13 protein-coding genes are annotated in these 21558 nt (G+C 39.3%); 5 read left to right on the top strand and 8 right to left on the bottom strand.

The window, feature by feature from the left end:
- Nucleotides 1-183: 183 nt before the first annotated feature.
- The 3 genes from LC586_RS12060 to ntcA all read right to left on the bottom strand — a co-directional run bounded on the left by LC586_RS12060 (nt 184) and on the right by ntcA (nt 3086).
- Nucleotides 184-639, bottom strand: coding sequence for a RuvC family protein (locus LC586_RS12060; protein WP_229484771.1), 456 nt, complete (start codon nt 637-639; stop codon nt 184-186).
- Between the two features lie 116 nt (nt 640-755).
- Nucleotides 756-2246, bottom strand: coding sequence for a DUF3084 family protein (locus LC586_RS12055; protein ID WP_229484770.1), 1491 nt, complete (start codon nt 2244-2246; stop codon nt 756-758).
- A 168-nt stretch (nt 2247-2414) separates the two neighbouring features.
- Entirely contained in the window at nt 2415-3086 is a 672-nt protein-coding gene (gene ntcA / locus LC586_RS12050; RefSeq protein WP_017652326.1) for a global nitrogen regulator NtcA, read from the bottom strand.
- A 381-nt stretch (nt 3087-3467) separates the two neighbouring features.
- Here ntcA and fabI point away from each other — a divergent pair, with 381 nt between their 5' ends.
- The 5 genes from fabI (at nt 3468) to LC586_RS12025 (ending at nt 11509) form a co-directional block, all read left to right on the top strand.
- Nucleotides 3468-4244: an enoyl-ACP reductase FabI gene (gene fabI, locus LC586_RS12045; protein ID WP_229484769.1), complete on the top strand. Its 777-nt coding sequence runs from the start codon at nt 3468-3470 to the stop codon at nt 4242-4244.
- 291 nt (nt 4245-4535) lie between these two features.
- On the top strand, nt 4536-5177 hold the full coding sequence (hisB, locus tag LC586_RS12040; protein WP_229484768.1) for an imidazoleglycerol-phosphate dehydratase HisB: 642 nt from the start codon (nt 4536-4538) through the stop codon (nt 5175-5177).
- Between the two features lie 351 nt (nt 5178-5528).
- The gene (locus LC586_RS12035) at nt 5529-6512 is read left to right on the top strand and encodes an ABC transporter ATP-binding protein (protein ID WP_229484767.1); all 984 of its coding nucleotides are present in this window, start codon (nt 5529-5531) and stop codon (nt 6510-6512) included.
- Between the two features lie 718 nt (nt 6513-7230).
- Nucleotides 7231-8703, top strand: coding sequence for an SLBB domain-containing protein (locus LC586_RS12030; RefSeq protein WP_229484766.1), 1473 nt, complete (start codon nt 7231-7233; stop codon nt 8701-8703).
- Nucleotides 8704-10108: 1405 nt separating this feature from the next.
- Nucleotides 10109-11509 (top strand): right-handed parallel beta-helix repeat-containing protein, encoded by a 1401-nt coding sequence (locus LC586_RS12025; RefSeq protein ID WP_229484765.1) that lies wholly within the window; start codon nt 10109-10111, stop codon nt 11507-11509.
- A gap of 830 nt (nt 11510-12339) precedes the next feature.
- On the opposite strand, the gene LC586_RS12020 is transcribed toward LC586_RS12025, so the two are convergent.
- From LC586_RS12020 to LC586_RS12000, 5 genes are all read right to left on the bottom strand, one after another.
- Nucleotides 12340-14553, bottom strand: coding sequence for a GumC family protein (locus LC586_RS12020; RefSeq protein WP_229484764.1), 2214 nt, complete (start codon nt 14551-14553; stop codon nt 12340-12342).
- A 535-nt stretch (nt 14554-15088) separates the two neighbouring features.
- Complete coding sequence (locus tag LC586_RS12015; RefSeq protein WP_229484763.1) at nt 15089-16312, bottom strand: O-antigen ligase family protein; 1224 nt, start codon at nt 16310-16312, stop codon at nt 15089-15091.
- Between the two features lie 422 nt (nt 16313-16734).
- Entirely contained in the window at nt 16735-17733 is a 999-nt protein-coding gene (locus LC586_RS12010; protein WP_229484762.1) for a glycosyltransferase family 2 protein, read from the bottom strand.
- A 52-nt stretch (nt 17734-17785) separates the two neighbouring features.
- On the bottom strand, nt 17786-19225 hold the full coding sequence (locus LC586_RS12005) for an oligosaccharide flippase family protein (RefSeq protein WP_229484761.1): 1440 nt from the start codon (nt 19223-19225) through the stop codon (nt 17786-17788).
- Nucleotides 19226-19498: 273 nt separating this feature from the next.
- Nucleotides 19499-20941 (bottom strand): sugar transferase, encoded by a 1443-nt coding sequence (locus LC586_RS12000; RefSeq protein WP_229484760.1) that lies wholly within the window; start codon nt 20939-20941, stop codon nt 19499-19501.
- Nucleotides 20942-21558: the final 617 nt, after the last annotated feature.

The following is a 21558-nucleotide window of genomic DNA, read 5'->3' as shown; positions in this document are numbered from 1 at the left end:
CTATCGTAATAAAAAATAGAGCCGTGGGGCATCCGGTTCTTAAAGCTCATCGAGTATCCGAAGCAATAGCTGGATTTGGTGAGAAGCCTACACTGTACTGTACTCAGTCAGTGTAGGAGTATGTCACAGTTAAAAGTTAGGAATTTGGAGTTATGAAGATATTAATTCCTCACTCATAACTCCTCACTCATAACTCTTCACTTGTGATTCAGTGAGACGATTTAAGTATCTTTCGATTAAGAGGATGGCAACAATGTCATCTATCGGTCTTGGTGGCTGTCGCAGACCTTGTGGCAACAGCTTTATTAGCCCTTTGGGTGGGAACATTTGCCAATAGCGATCGCGTGCTTCTAAGGTTGTGTAGCGCTCATCCACTAAAATAATACTCAACGGTTCTGTCAATTCCTGATATAATTGCTGTCTCCACTGCTTGGCTGTAGTTTGGTCGCCCATGACCATCAAGGAGATAGGAAACCTTTGACGCAGTGTCTCAATGGTAGCGATCGCCTCTTTTGCTAAGACGACCTGATGATAATACAATTGCCGATCCAGTCCCATCACCGCTAAACCACACTTATCTCGACCTGGATCAAACCCCAATATAACTGGTTGCGTTGGTGAAAATTCACGGAAAGCCATAATAAATTAAAAATTAAAAATTAAGAATTAGAAATGAATAAATGTAATCACAGCAACTATTTTGACTGCTGTTCGATATGTTTAAATCTTACTAATAAGAGTGTGCAAATAATGTTTTAAGTACTAAAAATAATTTGTCCGTTGACTATTGCCACTAATTTTACTCTCAATGGGCCGGCTGTATAAGTGTCCTCTGCTGCGATCGCTTTAATCTCCAATGGTTGATTGTACTGTCTTAATTGGCTGACAAAGCGCAAAAAAGTCCCCTCTACTTGCACATCTTCGACAATTCCGGCATTACGGGCACGAAATTGGGAAGCAGAAATCAGTATTTCCAGGCGCTGCTGTAACTGATAGGATGTCATGGTTTTGGAATCAGCAGTCGTTGTGGCCAGTACTGCGCCTCCCGAAAAAACTAATTGATTTCGGGCTGTATCGGCGAAAAATTCTATCTGCTTTTCTCCCCTGACGTAATTACCGGCCGAGAAAATTCGCACCACGTATTCTTGACCATCGCTAATCTGCTTGCTCAATTGGTCAACCTTATCCTGGGTCACGCGCACTAGCTCTACATTTGCAGGATTTGCCCCAGGCTCACTTAATTCGAGGTTAGCGTTGCGATTGGCTTGTTGTAAAAGTTTTACCACTACCTGGCGAGCAGCAGCAGGTTGGGTAACACGAACTACACCAGCAGACAGAACTTGACCGCGAACTATGGCTAGCTTACCCAGACGCAGGTCGCGGTAAGACTGATAATATTTTTCCAGCCTTGCAACTTCCAGTTCTAGTTGCTCCTGTTGTCCTTCCAATTCTTTGAGGCGCGATTCCCGTGTGGAAATCACTTGCTCTCGCGCTGCAACTTCTACATTACGTTTTTGAATCAATTGATCGAGTTGGGCAATTTTTTGATCGCGCACTTCTATGGCTTCTTGGCGATTAGCAAGTTCGCGATCGCGTTTTTCAATCGCTGTTTTGGCTTCGTCAATAGCTTTTTTAGCTTCAGCGTACAGTCGTTGACGTTCTGTCTTCAGTAGTTCAACTGCCGCCTGTAGCTCCTTTCTCTGATTGTAAACGCTTTGCAATTCAGCTATAGCTTTTTGGTACTGAGGTACAACTTGTTCTAGCTGACTTTGAGTGCGTTGGAGTTGAGTTTGAGTTTGAGCTTGTTGACTAATGGTGCGGTTCAACTGAGCTTGTGTTTGGCGTTGTTTGGCATTCGCCGCCTGCAAATATTGATTAATCACCTGCAAGTCTTGTTGTGCTTTTGCTTGGGCAATTCTTGCTTGGTTTAGCTCACTTTCTACCTGACTTTTCTGAGTTTCTGCGGTTTTTAGCTGTTCCCGCTTCTGTCTGAGGTCTGTTTGAATATCTTCTAATTCAAAGACTCCCTTTCGCAAGCCTTCGTCGGCAGCGAATAAAATTCCTAAGGTTGATGCTGAAATCAAACCGCCCGTAAAAATAGTTACCAGTACAGCAGTATTTTTTGGACGTAGGTTAAAAAGTGAGAGGCGGGCTTTGCCAACTCGTGTGCCGATGCGATCGCCCACGGTTGCAATTACGCCTCCCAGAATTAAAATTGCTGCGATGAGGATGTATCCGGTGGTCATCTTTAGCTACCGAAATCCTTCCAGATACAGCCTACTACTTTTAAGCATTGTCTGGAAAGAAGTGGAAATTGGCAATAGCTGAAATTACTCAATTTTAGATTTACCTCTAGCTATTAGTGTCATTTTTCAAAATACAACACGCGCCGATTCCCCTTTCTCCAATTGCATTTATGTGAATTGCCTACTTAAGGTAACAGGTTTATGCACAGTAATTTTCTTTTTGTGGATAGAAATCATCTTTTTTTCACGCAAATCCCCTAGTAGCCTAGTAACGGTAACACGAGTTGAACCAATTGCCTCTGCGATCGCTTGATGAGATAACTTCAGATCAATTGTGATCCCATCTGCACAAGGAACCCCAAAATCCCGACAAAGAATCAGCAAAAAACTTACTAACCTAGAACCCATATCTCGGTGAGCGAGAGTTTCAATCATCATCTCTGTCTGTAAAATGCGCGAAGACAGACCTCGCAGCATTAACATTGATAATTCTGGATTTTCCTTGAGTGCTTGTTCCACTTGTTCAATTGGTGCTGACAGTAATTCCGCAGGCGTAAATGCAACCGCATGGTAAAACCGATCCGACTTATTTCCCGTCAGCAATGACAATACACCAAAAACACTATTTTCCCGCAGCAGCGCTACCGTTATTTCCTCTCCTGCCTCGTACACCCTGGAAAGTTTAACAGCACCTTTCAAAAGAAAATAAACTCGTTCGGCAGGATCGCCAGGAAAAAAGATCGTTTTATTGCGTTCAAACGTTTCCACAACTGGCGGAAACGCCCCGGTCGCCATCTGACGAAATACATTTGCTAGGGCTTTATCTTGTGTCACGATCATCTCCCTTCCCCTACCCAATGCCGGAAAAACAAAAACTGATTACCTAAGAATACACCCGAAAAATGAATAAAGCACCGTCAACCTTTCTGTACTTTCCTATACTCAAACTAATCTCTTCATAACTCTTTGTTTATAATGATACATAATTCTTGATCCTTTAAGCTACTAATTGTTGATAAGTACTTCCAATAGCTGTATTAAAAAGGGTTTTTTAAAGAACAAATAAAGTTATTTTGGGAATATCTTTAGGAAAAATCAAGATTTTTGTCACAGCAAACACTCTTACCAATATTCATTTTTGCAAATCCTGTATAAAACAAAGACAAAACGTGCCTCAGATTCTAGTATGCTCCTAGATGATCGATCGCATTAACAATTTATATGCTAAATCTGACTGGAAAAAATGCTCTTGTTACAGGTATTGCCAATAACCGCTCGATCGCTTGGGGCATCGCCCAACAGCTGCATAAAGCCGGAGCAAACCTGGGTATTACCTACCTGCCCGATGAACGCGGCAAGATGGAGAAAAAAGTTGCAGAATTGGTAGAACCCCTCAACCCCAGCTTATTTCTTCCCTGTAATGTCCAAAATGATGAACAGATTCAATCTACCTTTGAGACAATCCGTGAACAGTGGGGGAAGCTAGACATCCTCATCCATTGTCTTGCCTTTGCCAGCAAAGACGATTTGACTGGAAATTTTAGTCAAACTTCTCGTTCTGGCTTCAACACCGCCTTAGAAATCAGTACCTACTCGCTGGTGCAGTTAAGTGGTGCAGCTAAACCTTTGATGACAGAGGGAGGTAGTATCGTTACATTGACGTATTTAGGCGGTGTCAGAGCAATCCCTAACTACAACGTTATGGGAGTTGCCAAGGCGGGGTTAGAAATTAGTGTACGTTACCTAGCCGCCGAACTAGGGCCGCAAAATATCCGCGTCAATGCCATCTCCGCAGGCCCCATCCGCACCTTGGCATCTTCAGCAGTGGGTGGTATTTTGGATATGATTCATCATGTAGAAGAAGTAGCTCCCCTACGACGCACCGTCACTCAGCTAGAAGTGGGCAACACTGCCGCTTTCTTATGTAGTGATTTGTCTAGTGGTATTACCGGACAAGTGCTGTATGTAGATGCAGGATATGAAATTATGGGAATGTGACGCGATAAAGTGAGGAGTGAGGAGTTAAGAGTTATAAATTTTGGCTCTTTATTACTTATTATGCTAAACACGTATGTAAATCAGCTTAAAACCCTTGCTGGACAATAATAACAGCCGTTATTCTTAGCGTTTGAGGCTAGGTTCTGAAATTTACGCTATAGCTGCCTGTAAGGCTTGATTTTCAAGGCAAGCTACGGACTTTAATGAAAATTCCAGCATAATACGTACCGAAGAACCTAAATTTTTAACTCATAACTCATAACTCCTAACTTTTAACTCTTTCCACTCCCCATGCAAACAACCAATCGCCAAGTTAATTCAAACTACGACCAGTCAACTAAAACCCCTCGGATTGCCACTGTTCACCGCACCACTGGTGAAACCAATGTGCAAGTTACCATCAATCTGGATGGTAGAGGAACTTGCACAGCAGCAACAGGTGTTCCGTTTTTGGATCACATGTTGCATCAAATTGCTTCCCACGGGCTGATTGATATAGATGTCAAAGCCAAGGGAGACTGGGAAATTGATGACCATCACACCAATGAAGATGTAGGCATTACCTTGGGCCAAGCTTTGAACCAAGCACTAGGCGACAGAAAAGGTATTGTCCGCTTTGGTAATTTTCTCGCACCACTGGATGAAGCTTTAGTTCAGGTAGCGCTAGACTTTTCTGGACGCCCTCACCTCAGTTACGGTTTGCAAATTCCTACCCAGCGTGTAGGAACCTATGACACCCAACTAGTGCGCGAATTCTTTGTAGCACTGGTGAATCATAGCCAAATGACACTGCACATTCGGCAACTGGATGGCATTAATTCCCATCACATTATTGAAGCGACATTTAAGGCATTTGCGAGGGCAACGCGGCTGGCGGTGGAAATTGACCCTCGCCGTGCTGGTCTAATTCCCAGTTCTAAAGGCGTTTTATAAAGCTAATCATATAGGACTTACGCACTGTACAAATGCATTCTGATGTGCATTAACGAGCTTAAGGAAGTTTTCAGGCTTTTCTTAATTATTTTGCGATCGTAAATAGACCATGCTGTAGGGGCACAGCAATGCTGTGCCCTTACGAAAGATATGGTTTTTAACCTTGACTCATATTTGGTATTTTTTGTCAATGCGTAAGTTCTATCATAGTTACTGACCAGGGCTGACATTTATAGGGTTCATTCAGCTACTCTGTTTGCGATAATTGACACACAGGTTAGTGATGGTTATTATCAGCCTATCGGGTAACTTGTAATTAGTGCCAAGCTGGTAATTAGTAATTAAACCGAGATGAAGTCTGTTGCAGATGACCCTGATTCTCAACTTAATACGACAGACACTCCGCCAGTAGTCCTGACTTCTGAGTTGCGAAAAGTCTATCGCACTGGTTTTTGGCTAAATCAAAAAGTCGTATCTCTCAAAAACTGTTCTTTAACAGTTTATAAAGGCGAAACCTTTGGGTTGCTAGGGCCAAACGGTGCTGGTAAAACCACCCTTTTAAAATTGTTGCTGGGAATTATTCGTCCTAGCTCTGGACGGGGACTATTATTGGGTAAGCCAATAGGCGATCGCACTATCAAGCAACATATCGGCTATCTGCCGGAAAATCCCTATTTGTATGACTATCTCACTGGCTGGGAATTTTTGCAGCTAGCCGCCGGGCTATTCCAAATTCCCCAAAGTGTCCAACGCCAACGCATTCCCCAACTCCTGGAATTAGTGGGTTTATCCCAAGCCGATGCCCGCAAAAAGCTGCTGCGTCGCTATTCTAAAGGAATGCTACAGCGTGTCGGTATGGCACAGGCACTAATTAACGAGCCAGATTTGGTCTTTTTGGATGAACCGATGTCTGGTCTTGATCCGGTGGGACGCTACCAAATGCGGGAAATTATCCTGGCGCTAAAAGCTGCTGGTAAGACGATTTTTTTCAACAGCCACGTTCTTAGTGAAGTAGAACAGATTTGCGATCGCATTGCCATTCTCACTCAAGGTGAATTAATTTGCTCTGGTTCCCTCAATGAACTCTTAGGCATAAACAACACATATCACGTCAAAGGTCAAGGTGGCGACTGGGAAATTCTTAAAAAATGGATACCCACTCTCAGATTTGAACCCGATGGTTCCTGGCAAGGTACACTACAAGACGATTATTATGATTTTCTTGCCAGTCTTCGTCTCATGGAGGGTAAAATTATTGCCATGAATTTGTCGCGCTACTCCCTAGAAGAGTTTTTTATTCAACAAATCCAAAGAAAAAATGACTCGCTGAATTAATCTTGTTGGCAAATAGTAAATTTTGGGTTGTCTTAAGCAACAAAACCCAAAAGTTCTGCCTTTTTGAGTTCATCTTTCTGAAGCAAACCGACAAAAATAAAATTCCCATATCTTTTTAAGGTTATTTGTATTTATTTAATGAACTTGTTCATAATTTTGGTAAGTAAGCGTACAGAATTAATTACAGTCATTGCGAGCGTTGGCGCAGCCTAAGAAGAGAAGCGAACGCGAGTGCGTCTCTAAGAGTTGCAATCCCAGCCGCAAGCGAATTGCTACCCTTCGGGAAGGCTTCGCCTACATTTCGCTTTGCTGCATAAAGCCCTTCGGGCATGGCTTCGCTTAACGCAATGACATTGTGTAATTAATTTTGTTTATCTACTTAGCCCTAGCAGATTTAAACTCACAGTTTAAATGTCGTAAAATTGACTTTGAGAAGAAAATTTTATTCGTAAGTACTTTATTGATTAACAAAGAACTTCTTGTATAAACTGCGTTTAGTTGCGTAAGTCCTAATATTTTTGATAATTTCTATATTCAAATTTGCTTAACTTTAAATTAACTTCACTAAAAATTCAAATTCAATAGACAAATTTCCTCCGGAAAATGACACTTTTCGAGGAAAATAAGAGTGTTGGGGAACATGAATACTTAGGTATAGTCAAAATAAAAATGTTTAGACAGTACTTTATTGATTGTAGTTTCAGAGTCTCAGGTAAATATGCTTAACACAACTTTGTTTAAATTCCTAACTCGGCCAGTTGTGGGTGTGGCTTTGTTAACTGCTGTCAATGCCGCTGTGCCATCTGCCAGTCTAGCTCAGGGACAACCATTACCACCAACTACACAAACACCAACCACACCAACACAATTAGATACTAATTATTCATTAGGAGGCGGCGATCGCATCCGTGTAAATGTATTTGAAGTACCTGAATATACAGGTGAATATCAAATTCCCCCTGGTGGAGCAATCAATCTACCTTTAATTGGCAGTGTGTCAGTCCTCGGTCTAACAACTGAACAGGCTGCTGACGAAATTGCTAGAAGATATGCTCGCTTCCTGAAACGTCCCTTGATCTCAGTCAATTTGTTATCGTCTCGTCCCATTAATATTTTCGTTGCCGGAGAGGTGACACGTCCAGGCGCTTACACCCTGAGCTTGAGCGGAGGCGCAGGAGACAATCCCGGCGTACAATACCCCACTGTATTAGCCGCACTGACAACAGCACAGGGGGTAACGCTGGCTGCGGATGTGACTCAAGTTCAATTACGGCGTAAAATAGGGCGCTCCTCAGAGCAAGTCGTCAGTATCAATTTGAAGGAACTCATCCAAACAGGCAGGTTATCACAGGATATTACCTTGCGGGATGGAGACACTATAGTTGTGCCAACTGCAACCAACTTCAACGTGGCAGAATCCCGCAATATATTTGCAGCTAATTTTGCCGCTAGCCAAACCACACCCCGCACAGTAACAATTATCGGTGAAGTTAACCGTCCCGGTTCCTATCTTGTCACCCCAGCTAGCACAGATGCACAGGGGGGAGGCGCAACCACTAATAGTGGTACTACCACTCCCAATGGTCTACCAAATGTGACGCGGGTAATTCAACTAGCTGGGGGAATTACAGCACAGGCTGATATTCGTAATCTCAAGCTACGCCGACTTACAAGAGCTGGTTCAGAACAAGCTATAGATATCAATCTTTGGCAATTATTGCAGAGTGGTGACGCCAATCAAGACATAATCGTGCAAGACGGAGATACGATTGTGATTCCGACGGCAACTGAAATCAACCCCGCGGAAGCTACTCAATTAGCTACCACTACTTTGTCTCCTGCACGCATTCAAGTTGGTGTGGTAGGTGAAGTTAAAAAACCAGGGTTAACAGACGTTCAGCCAAATAGTTCCTTAAATCAAGCTATACTCGCTGCTGGAGGATTTAATGATGCCAGAGCTAGTAGTGATGCTGTTGATTTGATTCGCCTGAACCCTAATGGTTCTGTGACTAAACGTATAGTAAAAGTGGATTTCTCCGCTGGGATTAATGAGCAAACTAATCCCATACTCCGCAATAATGATGTTGTGGTAGTTAACCGATCTGGTTTAGCTAAGACTGGCGATACCACAAACACTATAACTGGGCCTCTAGGCGTTATTTTTAATATTCTGAGGTTGTTCGGAATCTAGTTTAAAATACGGTTGTAAATAGGGGACGTTGGTCAACCCTCTTCGTCCCCAGAATTGCACTATGTATGAGTCAAGGCTCAATAGTCAAGAGTTAATATAGCCCTACTTAATAATTTGTGAGAGAAAAAAACTGAAAAGCTTATAAATAATAGGACTTATATCATGTCCGCTTGATTGCTTATTAAACCCGAAGAACCCCACCCCGCCAAAGCTACGCTTTGTCTCCCCTCCCCGCAAGCGGGGAGGGGTTGGGGGTGGGGTTCTTTTATTATGGGTAACTTGGCGGACATGATATTACGCATTGACAATGAATACCAAATATGGATTAAGGTTAAAAACCATATCTTTTGTAAGGGCTAAGCATTGCTTAGCCCCTACAGCATGGTCTATTTTTGATCGCAGGATAATTAAGAAAAGCCTGAAAACTTCCTATTTTAGGTAATGGACATCACGATGCATTTGTACAGTGCGTAAGTCCTAAATAAGTATTTTTATCCCCGTATTTTTTCACAATTTAATTTGGATTGCTATACTATAGAAAACAACTATAGACTCATGATAGCAGTATTAAATTTAGGACTAGCCCTTTCAAGGTGACTGGTAAAATAAGATTGTTTTTCTCAGTGCTCTCTGTGCCTCTGCGGTTTAAAAGTAATTTATTTCACCGCCGAGGCACAGAGAAGCCAGTGCGCCCTTGCGGTTTACCAACTTGTACCCCTATGGGGATCTTGCTACGCTCTTAGCGTTAAGGCAGGGTAGCAACTGGCTTGCCTTTAGCGATCGCTTCCTCGAAAATTGCATTTTCTATCCCAATTTTAGGATCTTTTTAGGTAGTATTACTTGTTTACAAATACTATAGACCTAAAGTTTTCACTGAAGATTATTAATCTGCTATTGATAGGCTTTTTGAACTTTGTTTTAGTTACTCTGATTTTTGTGGTAATGATAATGATAATCTTTTGCAAGTTATGGACGTAAATATAGCCTTCACAGCCTTTTGGCTATTACTTGATTCTTATTATCATAAGAATTATTTAAGTAAATTAACTAATTGATGACAGATATAGTATCTTAACCATAGATATCACGTATACACAGTACAATAATCTCGAATTGGAAATGACGCCATTTGTACAGTTGCTTGGTGTCCATTAATGAAGTAACTCTCGATACTGAATCATTTTGTTTCAGTAGTTTTACTATATAGTTGCTATCTTTTGGAAGACAAGCTAAAAAGGCTTTTCAGGCATATTTACGTGGGAATTCTCAGGTGAAAACCTCATAAACGCTGTATAAACTTACCAATGGCAGTTACACGACTGTATCCAATACTGAGTTACTGACTAAGGCTAGAGCTACTGACCGTTGACGAATCAGTTTTTGCAACATACCCTATTTTTTCCCTATGATGATTCATGGTTTAGGTTTTCTCAGTTTGAGCGCATCTCTTGTACTTCCCTGGGCATTAACAGGTCTGGTTCAAGGACAAAGAATAACAGAGTCTTTAGTTAAAGATGTTCGTCAGTCATCCACTGATCAAGAAATGCCACTACCCAACCGCAAGCTGATCAGTGCTATTTCAACTGCGACATATTATGTTAGTGGTAAAGGAAATGATAGAAATAGCGGACTCACTACCTCATCCGCTTTTAGGACAATTCAAAGGGCGGCTGACCTGACCAAACCTGGGGACACCGTACTTATTATGAACGGGGAATACAAGAATGCACACCCAGAAGGAACGGTATTAGAAATTAAACGCTCTGGAAGGGCAAATGCATGGATTACGTATAAAGCATATCCTGGACATCGACCGAAAATTCAGCACAATGGATGGCATGGAATTTGGATTTACAATGGAGCATCATATATTGAGGTGAACGGGCTGGAGGTTGTAGGGAACAATGGCAAGATGAGCCGTAACTATGCGCTGGGTCAGAGGTATGATGATTCCAACCCGCTGACGAATGGAAACTGCATCAGCATAGATGGAAGAAAAAATGGTCGCCCCCACCATGTACGTATTCTCAACAACAAGGTACATGATTGTGGAGGCGGAGGCATTTCAGCCACTGAATCAGACTATATAACAGTGGATAATAACGAAGTATTCAATAATGCCTGGTACTCAGTTCACGGCTGTAGTGGCATTTCGCTGCTCAATAATTGGAATTCTGACAACAACCAAAACTATAAGATGTTTATTACCAGAAACAAGGTCTACAACAATAAAATGCTTGTTCCCTGGATTGTTACTAACAAGATCCAAGACGGTAATGGCATTATTGTTGATCGTGGAATGAATAAGCAAAAGGGATCAAAATTGAGTGCGTATCGAGGACGTACTTTGATTGCCAGCAACATTTCATATAAAAATGGTGGTGGCGGCATTCATACATTCCAAAGTGAGAATATCGATATTGTCTACAACACTAGTTATCTGAATAACCAGAGTCCGGAAATTTCATACGGGCAAATCTCGATTAATGCTTCAAATAATGTCAACGTTCTCAATAACATCCTTTATTCTCAGCGTGGGAAACCGATAAACGTAAGATACGGTGGTAGCAACGTCAGGTTTGACTACAACCTCAACGGCAATAGTTCCTTGATAAAAGTTTCCGGGCCTAGTGATATGATTGCAGATCCACAGTTTATGAATGCCTCGGCTGGTGATTTTAGGCTCAAGTCGACGAGTCCGGCAATCAATAGTGGTATGAAGTTCAATAATGTGACAACCGATTTTCTAGGCGAGCCTCGTGTGAAGGGTTCACGATCCGATAGAGGGGCACACGAAATGCGGTAGTAGTTAAGAGGATGTTTTAAAAGTCTTGTTGTAGGTATCAAAACGTTCTAGATCCTCCTAAATCCAGACCTCTTGCTCATGGGGGAAACCCCCTTCTCTACGAGACGCTCCGCGTTGGCGGAATCCTCTCCCTTTGCAAGAGGTTAAGAGCGATGGGATCTCCCAAAGTGGAGCGACTAGCATGGGTTAGGGGGGATCAATAAGTGTCTAAAATCACAGCCAAATACTTTTCAAACATCCTTTATCAGTATGGAATTGGGTTGTATGGCAAAATCCTGATTTATCCAGCGTTTTTGTCTACAACCCGTTTTTTTAACACACTGTTCGCTCATAGCAACTAAGAAAAAGTGTGGTGGTAAATAATCAGGGTTTCAGCGTTTGCAAAGATAGTTAATACCTATATCAAGCTACGCTAATGCATAGGTAATTGCCTGCTAAACCTCAATACAGTTCAGTTAAGTATTTCTTCCTTCTCTTTGCGTCCTTCTCTTCGAGACACTTCGTGAAGGCGTCCTTCTCTGCGAGACGCTGCGCGATGGCGGTAGCCTGCGGCAAGCCGATGCAGCGTCTACGTTAAAAAAATAACTTTGGCAAAGAGTTTTAGCCTTAAATGAACCGTATTGTGGTAAACCTAGCTGTTGCTTCAACGGCAATACATTTTCTAGATTTAATCCCCGATCAAAACTAGATTCCTAATTTTTCCTAACTCTAATAAAAATAAAATGGGCGAACTGTAAGTTTTAACCTACATTCCCCATTTCAAGGTGTCACATGAATTAGGATCATGATTTATTAAGATGTATTGGAGTAGTTCCTAACCTTTGAAGGTTTTATTTTTTTGCAAGTCCTTGAAACTCTTTTGCCAACTTTGTTGGTTTAAAATATTCATGATCGTGATATAAATAACTACTAGATTCGTTTTTATCAATGATTCCATTCACGACTAAGCCTAGTACGTTGTAATTGGATCTTTCTAACATCTCTTGAGCAGCATTAGCACTGTTGGAATCAATTACCCCAGGTCGAGCTACTAACAAAATCCCGTCAGTCATTTGGCTTAAAGTCAAAGCATCGGCTGCCAAAAGGAGGGGAGGAGCATCAATAATTACAAAATCATAGTTATGTTTAGATGAGAAATTTTCAATTAATGATGCCATCCGTTTCGAGTCAAGCAAAGCAAGTGGGTTGGGAGGTCTAACCCCAGCACTTAAGACATCAAGATTATCCATTACCTTAGATACAGTAACGTCAAATTCAGCCTGCCCTACAAGAACCTCACTCAAACCAACTGCATTCGTTAGCTGCCAAAGATGATGCTGAGAAGGAACTCGCATATCTGCATCAATTAATAAAACTTTACGCCCTAGTTGAGCGATCGCTGCTGCCAAATTAGCTGAAACTGTAGACTTGCCTTCTTTAGGAACTGCGCTAGTTACCACGATAGTTTTGAGCACTTTATCTGAACTCAGGAATTTCAGATTGGCTTGAATCATTCGGTACATTTCACTAGTTAAAGAGTAAGGCGTATCTCTGACAGCAATTTTTTGAGTTATTGATTCTACATTTGAATAACGAGAGCGAACCTTTTTAACAGACAAAGGAATAATTCCTAGCAATGTATATCTAAATACATCTCTGACTTCCTTAAGTGTTTTCAAAGATCTATCTCTCATGCTTAGGAAGAGAATAGTTGTAGTGGCCAAAAATAACCCAAACATCACTCCTAGCAATAAAATGATAATTTTTTTGCCTACTACTGGATCTTTGGGCACTAAAGCCTGAGCAATAATCCGCGAACTGGCTGTATTTGTATTCTCAACTAACTGTAATTCTTGAACCTTTTTCAAAAGAGTTTGATATGTCGATTCTGCAACTTCAACTTTCCGTTCTAACTCTCGCTGATTTTGTGCTAACTGGGGTATGATTTTCACTCGCTGCTCGTAGGTAGAGCGGGAATTAGATAGAGAGGAGAGTCTTTTAGCTAAACCAAGGCGCTGTATTTCTGATTGTAGAAAATTTTGGATCAGGTTTTGTCTGAGTTCTCCAATCTGCAATAAGCTCTGCGGAATTTGTGTTTGATTACCAACAGTTTGACCAATTTGCTGTTGCAGGAGGGATTTTAAGCTAGCTTTCTTTGCTTCTAAGTTAATAATTACGGGGTTATCATCTAGGAAACGGCTACGCTCAATTGCTAACTGTCGGTCGGTATCTTGAAGTTGTGTAAGAACTCCCTGGACTGCTGGCGACTGACTGAGGGCACTCACAGCGATCGCTTCCTGAGAATTTAGCTCTACTTTCTGGCGCAGTTCATTGGTTTGGGCATTTACCTCATCCAGTTGAGCCCTAACAGTATTCATCTCATTGTCGAGATTTCCGATAGTTTCAACGGCTGACCTTGTTTCCTCTGATAGATTTGCTATCTGATGCTTCTGTTTAAATATACGTAGCGCTACTTCTGCATTATTAACAGCCTCTTGAGTTTTAGGAAGCTGCTTGGCCATAAATTGACGAGTTGCTGCTGCCTCAGAGCGATTTGTCAAAATATCATTTTCTAAATAAAGACTCATGATTGTGTTGACCACTGCCGCTGATTGTTCAGGGTCACGGCTGGTATAGCTAATTCGCAATACATCTGTGCCGTTAACAATTTTCAGTGTGAGAGAATTTCGTAGTTTCTCTACTTCCAGAGGTTTACCTTCTTCGTCTTTAAGCTGTAGTTTGTCTATTGTTCGCTGCAATAGATTAGGTGAGGAAATAACTTCTATTTGAGTGTTTATAGGATTTTGAGTTGCTAGCAGGGATTTTAAATCTCCTGGATCTCCTCCTTCAGCGTTAGTAGGAAAAAGATTGGAGCCTACTACTTTAAAAGAAGGAATTCTAAATAGCAGTTTTCCTTCGGCTTCATAGGATGGCTTCATAAATTGTGTAGCTATAGCACTTAGCATAACTGTAGCTGCAAATATTGCAGTAGCAGGTAGCCACCATCGTTTTAATATCAATAAGTAACGACTAAGGTCTAAATCAATAGATTCCCTAGATTCCATAGATTTTTCTGACATAAATCTTCAAGAGTACAGGTTTTAAGCAAGAAACTAAAATTTGACTTAGAGAATGCACAAACAACTGCAATTGACAAGACTGATCTATTTGACAATATGAGAATAGTATAGACTATCTAAGTTACAAATTTAGTTTCTATCCAAAATTTAAAGTAACTACTAGCTTTGCCAAATTTTATTATAAGCCTCTAACAGTTTCGGAGCTTGATATTGCCACTCAACTATCTTTTCCGTTCTGCTTCGCCCCTCGGCTCCTATCTCAGAAGATAATCAATTCTCTATGGTTCAGCCATGACAGTTTCTCATAACCGGAAATACCACTCTGTTGAGTAAGCTAGAACTTAATGTGATAATCTTGAGACTATTAATTCTAGACCTTAGCTGCAATTTTTGAATAATTGGTCTATCTTTGATTAATATATCAGCGAAAGAATCACAAGTTAAGGTTTGATTTATTTTACCAGATTCAAAACGCTCCCTAGCTTTATCCTGAGGTCGAGTCAGCCTATTGATTTTATTTTTACAGATTTGCACGTGTGGAAAGTTTGCTTGATAATATCGTTGATACATAAAGTATCCATTCCAAACTATTTTGCTCTAATAATGTAGTTTCAGTTAGATTTGAAAGAATAATATAGGTAAAATAAACTAAAAGCCATAAATTTTCAGATGTTTGATTCCATCGGATTAAATATATCGCTCCTAATAGATTAATAACGAACCCAATTGCAAAAACCAAAACTCCTAGTAGACCCAACGCTAGCCAAAGATCCAAAAAACCATTGTGAGCATTAGGAGCATCCCATTGTACGGTTTGTATAACAATAGAAGACTCACTACTATTTTCCCAGAATGCTCCATAGCCATATCCTAGCCACGGTCTTTTCGCAACCATTTGCAACACAGCAGGCCATAGTTCTGCACGTCCAGTGAGTGTTGTGTCCTTACCTACTGAGCCTAGAATTGTATCAGCTTCAGAGATAACAAAAGTATACAAAGCTATACCAAGTGTTGATATAAACGTCACAACGGGTATCATTACTTTATACTTTAAATGTAAAATTCGATAATATATAAGAAAAGCAACTGTAATAATAATAAAATTACCTAAAGATGTTGTTGATTTTGATAATAATACAAGTAATCCAGAAGTAACATAACCAAGCCATAAAACCCAACGATTTTCTCGATTAGTCATGGCAAGGAAGAAAAATATTGCTCCACTAAGTACAAATCTTTTGCCAAGAAGATTCTTTTGTGGATATATTCCTCGCCAAGCTGTTGGGTCTCCAGCAGTTCCCATCCCGTACTGTGGAATTAGTACAACAAATAAGATACACATAAATGCTGAGATACCAAGCATGTATGCACATAACTTCAGTTGTTCTTTTAAGGTGTAGCGTGAAGCGAAATAAAGCCCAAAGAGCATTGTTCCCGTCAGACCTACAACACGACGTATAGTAATATCTGAATTTAAAGACCAAAAACTAGAAATTGCACAAACTCCGAGCAATACCCAAATAAGTTTATCTCTGTTAAAGACGTAAGCAACCTTCTTCCAACGTAAACCAATTAAGGAAAGGCTAACTATATATGTAAGAGTGAAAAGCAATCGAGCTATTAGTCTATCACCTTCTTTGATAGTAAAGCCATTGGTCATCAACGGATCTAGTGGAGTTCCTGAATAGATCATCAAAGAAGCGATTGTAAATAATTTTTCAGCGAGAAGTAGAAATTTTCTCATTTTTTATCATGTGTCAATATCATCGTATATATATATTTAACAAGTCACAAAGTTGTGATTACTAGTCCCCGTTAATTTGGAAAAATACTTTACTAAGTAATCGGAAAAAAATATTTACATATGACCTTTTAGACTGGATGAAGCTTTCACGTCAAAATTTGTGTAATTAATTTTGTCTTACTACTTATATCTATTCACTCATTTTTAGATGCTGTATTTTTTGAATTAGCATTTTTTCATTCAAACCGAAGACAGAAGTAAGCTAAGTATCCAAGCAGATAATTTAACCACAGACGTTTTGTATATAGCGCTATGGCTATTGCCAAAGATAGCTTTTTTTGGTGGTCTTTAAATTCACACTTCAAGGTTTTTTGTAATTATTTTTATTTTCTGCCTTTTGCATTTCTTGTATAAAAAGCCTCTTATTTTTTGGACTTCTTAGTCAAAACAGAGCTAACTTGCTGCCTCAGTTCCTGAGGGAACAGCCACATAATCAAGTACAAGCATATATCAATCGGGCGGGGCTTACCCCAGCGTATAGCTTCCCACAACAAAGGAAAAAAGGCTTTCCAATCACCTACTGAGGACGCAGAAGGAGTGATCATTGTTGCAATAAAGCCTGAATAAGCCTTTGGTGTTACTAAATTGCGGGTCGAACGAATCCAATCCAAGGAATATTTCCAGTCGTTGATATTGCTTAAGCGCTTGATTCCCACTTCTGAATGCCAGATTGCCATAGGCTCAGGCACAAACTCTACTCCTACACCTTCCATAGCAGTAACCCGAAGCAACCACTCCCAATCCTCATGTCTGTAAAATTTTTCTTCCAGAGGCATTTTTTGGACTAACTCTTTTTTCACGAAAATAGTTGAGGTTTGTATGCAGCCCTCTTCTTTAAAAAAGGAGTTACGTGCAAAAAGATATTCACTTAGAGGTTCAGAGAGGTTAGGTAGCCTTGTCGGACGAATAAAATCACCTTTTTGAGTCTGGGAAATGAAACGACTAGCGACAACTGGAAAATCATAATGGGAATTATTTGCTACTTCAAGTTGACGCTCCAATTTTTGTGGAAGCCATTCATCATCATCATCTAAAAAGGCTATCCAAGTGCCTTTAGCTTCCCTCACACCAGTATTTCTAGCCCCTGATGGTCCAACATTTTTTGATAGTTCTATCACTCTCAATCTGGGATCGGTTATCTGAGATAGTACATTAACTGTTTCCTGATCGGGGCCGTCTATTATAACAATCACTTCAATTGATTGCAGCGTTTGAGTTAATGCAGTTCTGACACCCCTCGCAACAATCTGTGGTCTATTGCGTGTAGGAATCACGACGCTGACTATTGTTTGGTTACTTTCATTGACCATTGTTAATTTCTGGTTTGTTGATTTTTTTGATTGAAGATATTCAATATTCATTGCTTTTATTATCTGTTATGCAAATTTCCTGTTTTATAAGCAGGTTGGGCTATTAAAACTTCATCATTTTTACAATTTTTTCTCTTACAATATGAATTCCACCTAAAACATGAATGCTCAGAAAAATAACAAATAAAATATAGGAGAAAATCGCAATAATTAGAGTAAATAAAAAGTCTAAATTGATTGTTTTTAAAATTAAGAATACAAATAGCATCAAAGTGCTTATTATAACAGGACGGCGAATAACTCGCCATAAATTTAATGGAAATAGGAGAGTATAAGTGAAGTAAAGATACTGGCTAAAGGCAAGAATAGTCATTAGCAATGCCATTATAGCTGCACCTACTAACTGATATTGCGAAACTAATGCTATACCTCCCAAACTTCCTAATGTAGTTGTAATAACCACTTCACGCAGATTCACTATCTCAAAATGGTTGGCTACAAGTAGAGAACACAGTGTGCGTATGAAGGGCAATAAAAGCAGTGATACAGCGCTTATACTAAGAGCTAAACTTGCTTGAGCAAAGCTAGAATCATAAATAAAAATAAGTAAATTTTTGCCAAAAAATAACAATCCAAGGAATAAGGGTAATCCTATAGTTAATAAAATTTCAATAAAGCTTTCAGTGATCTGCTGCTGCTTTTCCCGTCCTTGATCTACTACTTTTGAGAGTCTAGGAAACATTGCTACAGTTATACTGTTGGCAATTATTAAAAATGGTTGTAGCAGTTGTACTATTGCACCGAAAAGACCTACTAAAAACTCATTCCCTAGCAATGAAAGAATCAAGATTTCAATTCTACTACTGACTACAGCTATTGCTTCAATAGCAAAAAATGTCCGTGAAATTTTAATTGTATTCCATACAAAATCTTTATCAATTTGCCATTGTATTTTTACTAAATGTGTGATCAGAATCCATTCAATTACGAGAATTAATGTTTCCGAAAAAAATAGTATTCCTCCCAGATATTCAATCCCATACTTCAGTTGCATTACCCAGATCATTATTATTAGGCGTAATATATACACTGGCACTGTAGCAATGGCAATCAAATGCATCTTTTCTTTAGCTTGGAAAATTGCCTCTGTTACGTTGGAAAGTGCAAAGGGAATTATCGTTAAGCCCATTATGTAGCAAAGAGTCGAGGTTTTGGAACTATAGGGAAGTAAAAATACTATAATCACCAACGCCCCATAACTGAGCAAACTAAATATTAACTGTAGGCAGGTACCACTAATCAAATAAACTGATGTTTTTTGTGGTTCGCGGGCTAGTTCTCTTGTAAACAATATCTTTAGTCCCTGGGAAGCAATGCCCACAAAGATAAAGTAGTAGCTATAGGCTAGTAGATACTGACCTATAGCTTCAGCTCCTAGATTACGAGCAATAGCGGCGGTTAATACAAAAGCTGTTATGCTTTGCGCTAACCGATTGACTATCATTGAGAGGGAATTACTTATGAATTTGTACTTTTCTACCATTCTTAAATTATTAATTCACCTTAATTCGCTCATTTTGAATCGCCAATACCTATATATCTCATAACTGGAATTTTTTTCGGATATATCGTTAGAAGCTTGAGTAGTTAACGCAAAAGCTTTTATCGCCCTTAAGTAGGTAGTTAATAACTCAGCAAAGTAGAAAATCTAAATTGAATGCGTAAGAAACAAAAACTCTACTGAAAACAGCAATAATTGTATCAATATGTAAATACTATAATTATTGCTGTTCGCTATGATTTTGTTTTTCTGACCTTAGTAGGCACCTTCTTTTTTCAAAACTACCATAACTGTTTTGAGGAGAATTTCAAAGTCTAACCGAAGCGACCAATTTTCGATGTAGTTAAGATCAAGATTTATCACTTGCTCAAAATCTAAAATATCCGAGCGACCTGAGACTTGCCAAAGACCTGTAATACCAGGTAGAACTTCATGGCGAATAAAATGATGTTCAGAAAACTTATCTACATCTCTAATAGGTAAAGGGCGAGGTCCTACTATACTCATTTCTCCAAGGATAACGTTAAACAGTTGAGGTAATTCGTCTAAACTGTAACGTCGAAGAAATTTTCCAACACGGGTAATGCGAGGATCGTCTTTAATTTTAAAGATAATCCCATCTTTCGTTTCATTTAATGCTTCTAATTCTTTCTGTAATTTTTCTGCATCAGACCTCATCGTTCTGAATTTCCATACTTTAAACTGTTGCCCATGTAAACCTATGCGGGTTTGTCTGTAAAATACTGTGCCGGGAGAGTCCAGTTTGATAGCTATAGCTATAGCTATATAAATAGGAAATGATAACATTACAAATAAAGTCGCAAAGAAAAAATCAGAACTGCGCTTTATCCAAAAATCTTTCCCTGTAATTATCGGACAATCCAAACTCAAACAAGGCATTCCTCCTATTTTATTAAATTCTATGTTTTTATAAATTGGTTTTAATTCCATTGGCAAAATATGTACTTGGATGCCAGATGCTTGAAATAACCAGCATAAAAACATTCTATTTTTTAGAGCATCCCAAGAGATAAAAACTTCTGTTACACCTAATTCATTAAGTTGATTCAATGTTTGTTGACGTTTATATCTATCTAATGAGCTAGCATTAGCTGTTCCAGATACAATATAATGTTTTTCTTTTTTTATAAAGCTAGTTATTTGCTCATGGTCTTGAGGATCGCAAATAATAAAGACAGAAGAACGAACTATTTTTTTCTGTTTTCGCAGATATTCCAAAGTAATATTTATAGTGTACCTACCAGTACAAATAAATAATATACTTAGCAACCAAGATAATAATATTAATCTTGGGCGTGTAATATCAATAACTGGCTTATATAAAAGACAAACTAGGAGTATTAATCCATGAGCAAAAGTTAGCGATTTTATAATGTTGAGATAGTCATAGCGTTTTTGACCTTCTCGATAAATACCCTCGATAGCTAATGAGCCTATTTGAATCCCAATAGTTATTAAAATCGGCAAATAATGACTCTGTATATACGAAGTCAAATGCCCATAAGAAGACTGATATCCAGCTAAAACCCAAGCCAAGGATAAAAGAGTATAGTCTACTAAAAATAATGTTGTTAATCTCAACCACCACGAACCCTTGCGTACCCTGGCAAATGAAGATGCACGTAAATCTAGAGGCACTTCATTAAATTTACTTGTTGTAATGCTTTGATTACTCATAGTTTAGAAACACTTGGTGTAGTTAAAATTTGTTTGATGGAAGCTTATATTTAAGTAAGAAAAATGGGGTATCTCACATTTTTTTTCAAAAAAACCTGGACTTTGTAGCCTACTATTAACCATTTTCTTCGCACTAACTTTAAATTCTTGATCAAAAGCATCTTCCAGGGTCGGTTTGAGTGTGGTTACTACCCAGATACTTAGCTTTTGTTGCAGGGTAGAATCCAATTTAGCCTGGAAATTTTGAGCTTTGATGCCAAAAAAAGGATTTTTTGGTGAGTTAACTTAATAGTTGAATAAAATCCCTGACGTAAATAATCAAGTAGGTCAGGTAAAAATATTAGGAAAGATGTTTAAGGTGCGTAACAGTTGAACTGATTTACTACAGTTTGATTGCAGATTTCCACTTCTATATAGATGATATGCCTTCGGAAATTACTGTAGCATGTTTAGCTAGACTAATTCAGCTTTGTTTAAAACTTCTCTGTTTGTTTACGCATAATTACTGATTAACAAAACTTACACACATAAGATAGAACAAAATGCATCAAAAATTTGATTATTGTTACAAAACTTTACATAAGTTTTTGTCGTGATTGAGCTTGAGTAAGTTTCAT

Source organism: Nostoc favosum CHAB5714 (genome assembly GCF_020829495.1).
Classification (GTDB): Bacteria; Cyanobacteriota; Cyanobacteriia; order Cyanobacteriales; family Nostocaceae; genus Nostoc; species Nostoc favosum.
Note: the sequence above shows the minus strand (reverse complement) of the source record. Positions and strands in the feature narration are given on the sequence as shown.

Excerpts from the sequence above, each read along its gene's own strand:
- LC586_RS12060 (WP_229484771.1), bottom strand. The coding sequence starts at position 639 with ATGGCTTTCCGTGAATTTTCACCAACGCAACCAGTTATATTGGGGTTT.
- LC586_RS12055 (WP_229484770.1), bottom strand. The coding sequence starts at position 2,246 with ATGACCACCGGATACATCCTCATCGCAGCAATTTTAATTCTGGGAGGC.
- ntcA (WP_017652326.1), bottom strand. The coding sequence starts at position 3,086 with ATGATCGTGACACAAGATAAAGCCCTAGCAAATGTATTTCGTCAGATG.
- fabI (WP_229484769.1), top strand. The coding sequence starts at position 3,468 with ATGCTAAATCTGACTGGAAAAAATGCTCTTGTTACAGGTATTGCCAAT.
- hisB (WP_229484768.1), top strand. The coding sequence starts at position 4,536 with ATGCAAACAACCAATCGCCAAGTTAATTCAAACTACGACCAGTCAACT.
- LC586_RS12035 (WP_229484767.1), top strand. The coding sequence starts at position 5,529 with ATGAAGTCTGTTGCAGATGACCCTGATTCTCAACTTAATACGACAGAC.
- LC586_RS12030 (WP_229484766.1), top strand. The coding sequence starts at position 7,231 with ATGCTTAACACAACTTTGTTTAAATTCCTAACTCGGCCAGTTGTGGGT.
- LC586_RS12025 (WP_229484765.1), top strand. The coding sequence starts at position 10,109 with ATGATGATTCATGGTTTAGGTTTTCTCAGTTTGAGCGCATCTCTTGTA.
- LC586_RS12020 (WP_229484764.1), bottom strand. The coding sequence starts at position 14,553 with ATGGAATCTAGGGAATCTATTGATTTAGACCTTAGTCGTTACTTATTG.
- LC586_RS12015 (WP_229484763.1), bottom strand. The coding sequence starts at position 16,312 with ATGAGAAAATTTCTACTTCTCGCTGAAAAATTATTTACAATCGCTTCT.
- LC586_RS12010 (WP_229484762.1), bottom strand. The coding sequence starts at position 17,733 with ATGAATATTGAATATCTTCAATCAAAAAAATCAACAAACCAGAAATTA.
- LC586_RS12005 (WP_229484761.1), bottom strand. The coding sequence starts at position 19,225 with ATGGTAGAAAAGTACAAATTCATAAGTAATTCCCTCTCAATGATAGTC.
- LC586_RS12000 (WP_229484760.1), bottom strand. The coding sequence starts at position 20,941 with ATGAGTAATCAAAGCATTACAACAAGTAAATTTAATGAAGTGCCTCTA.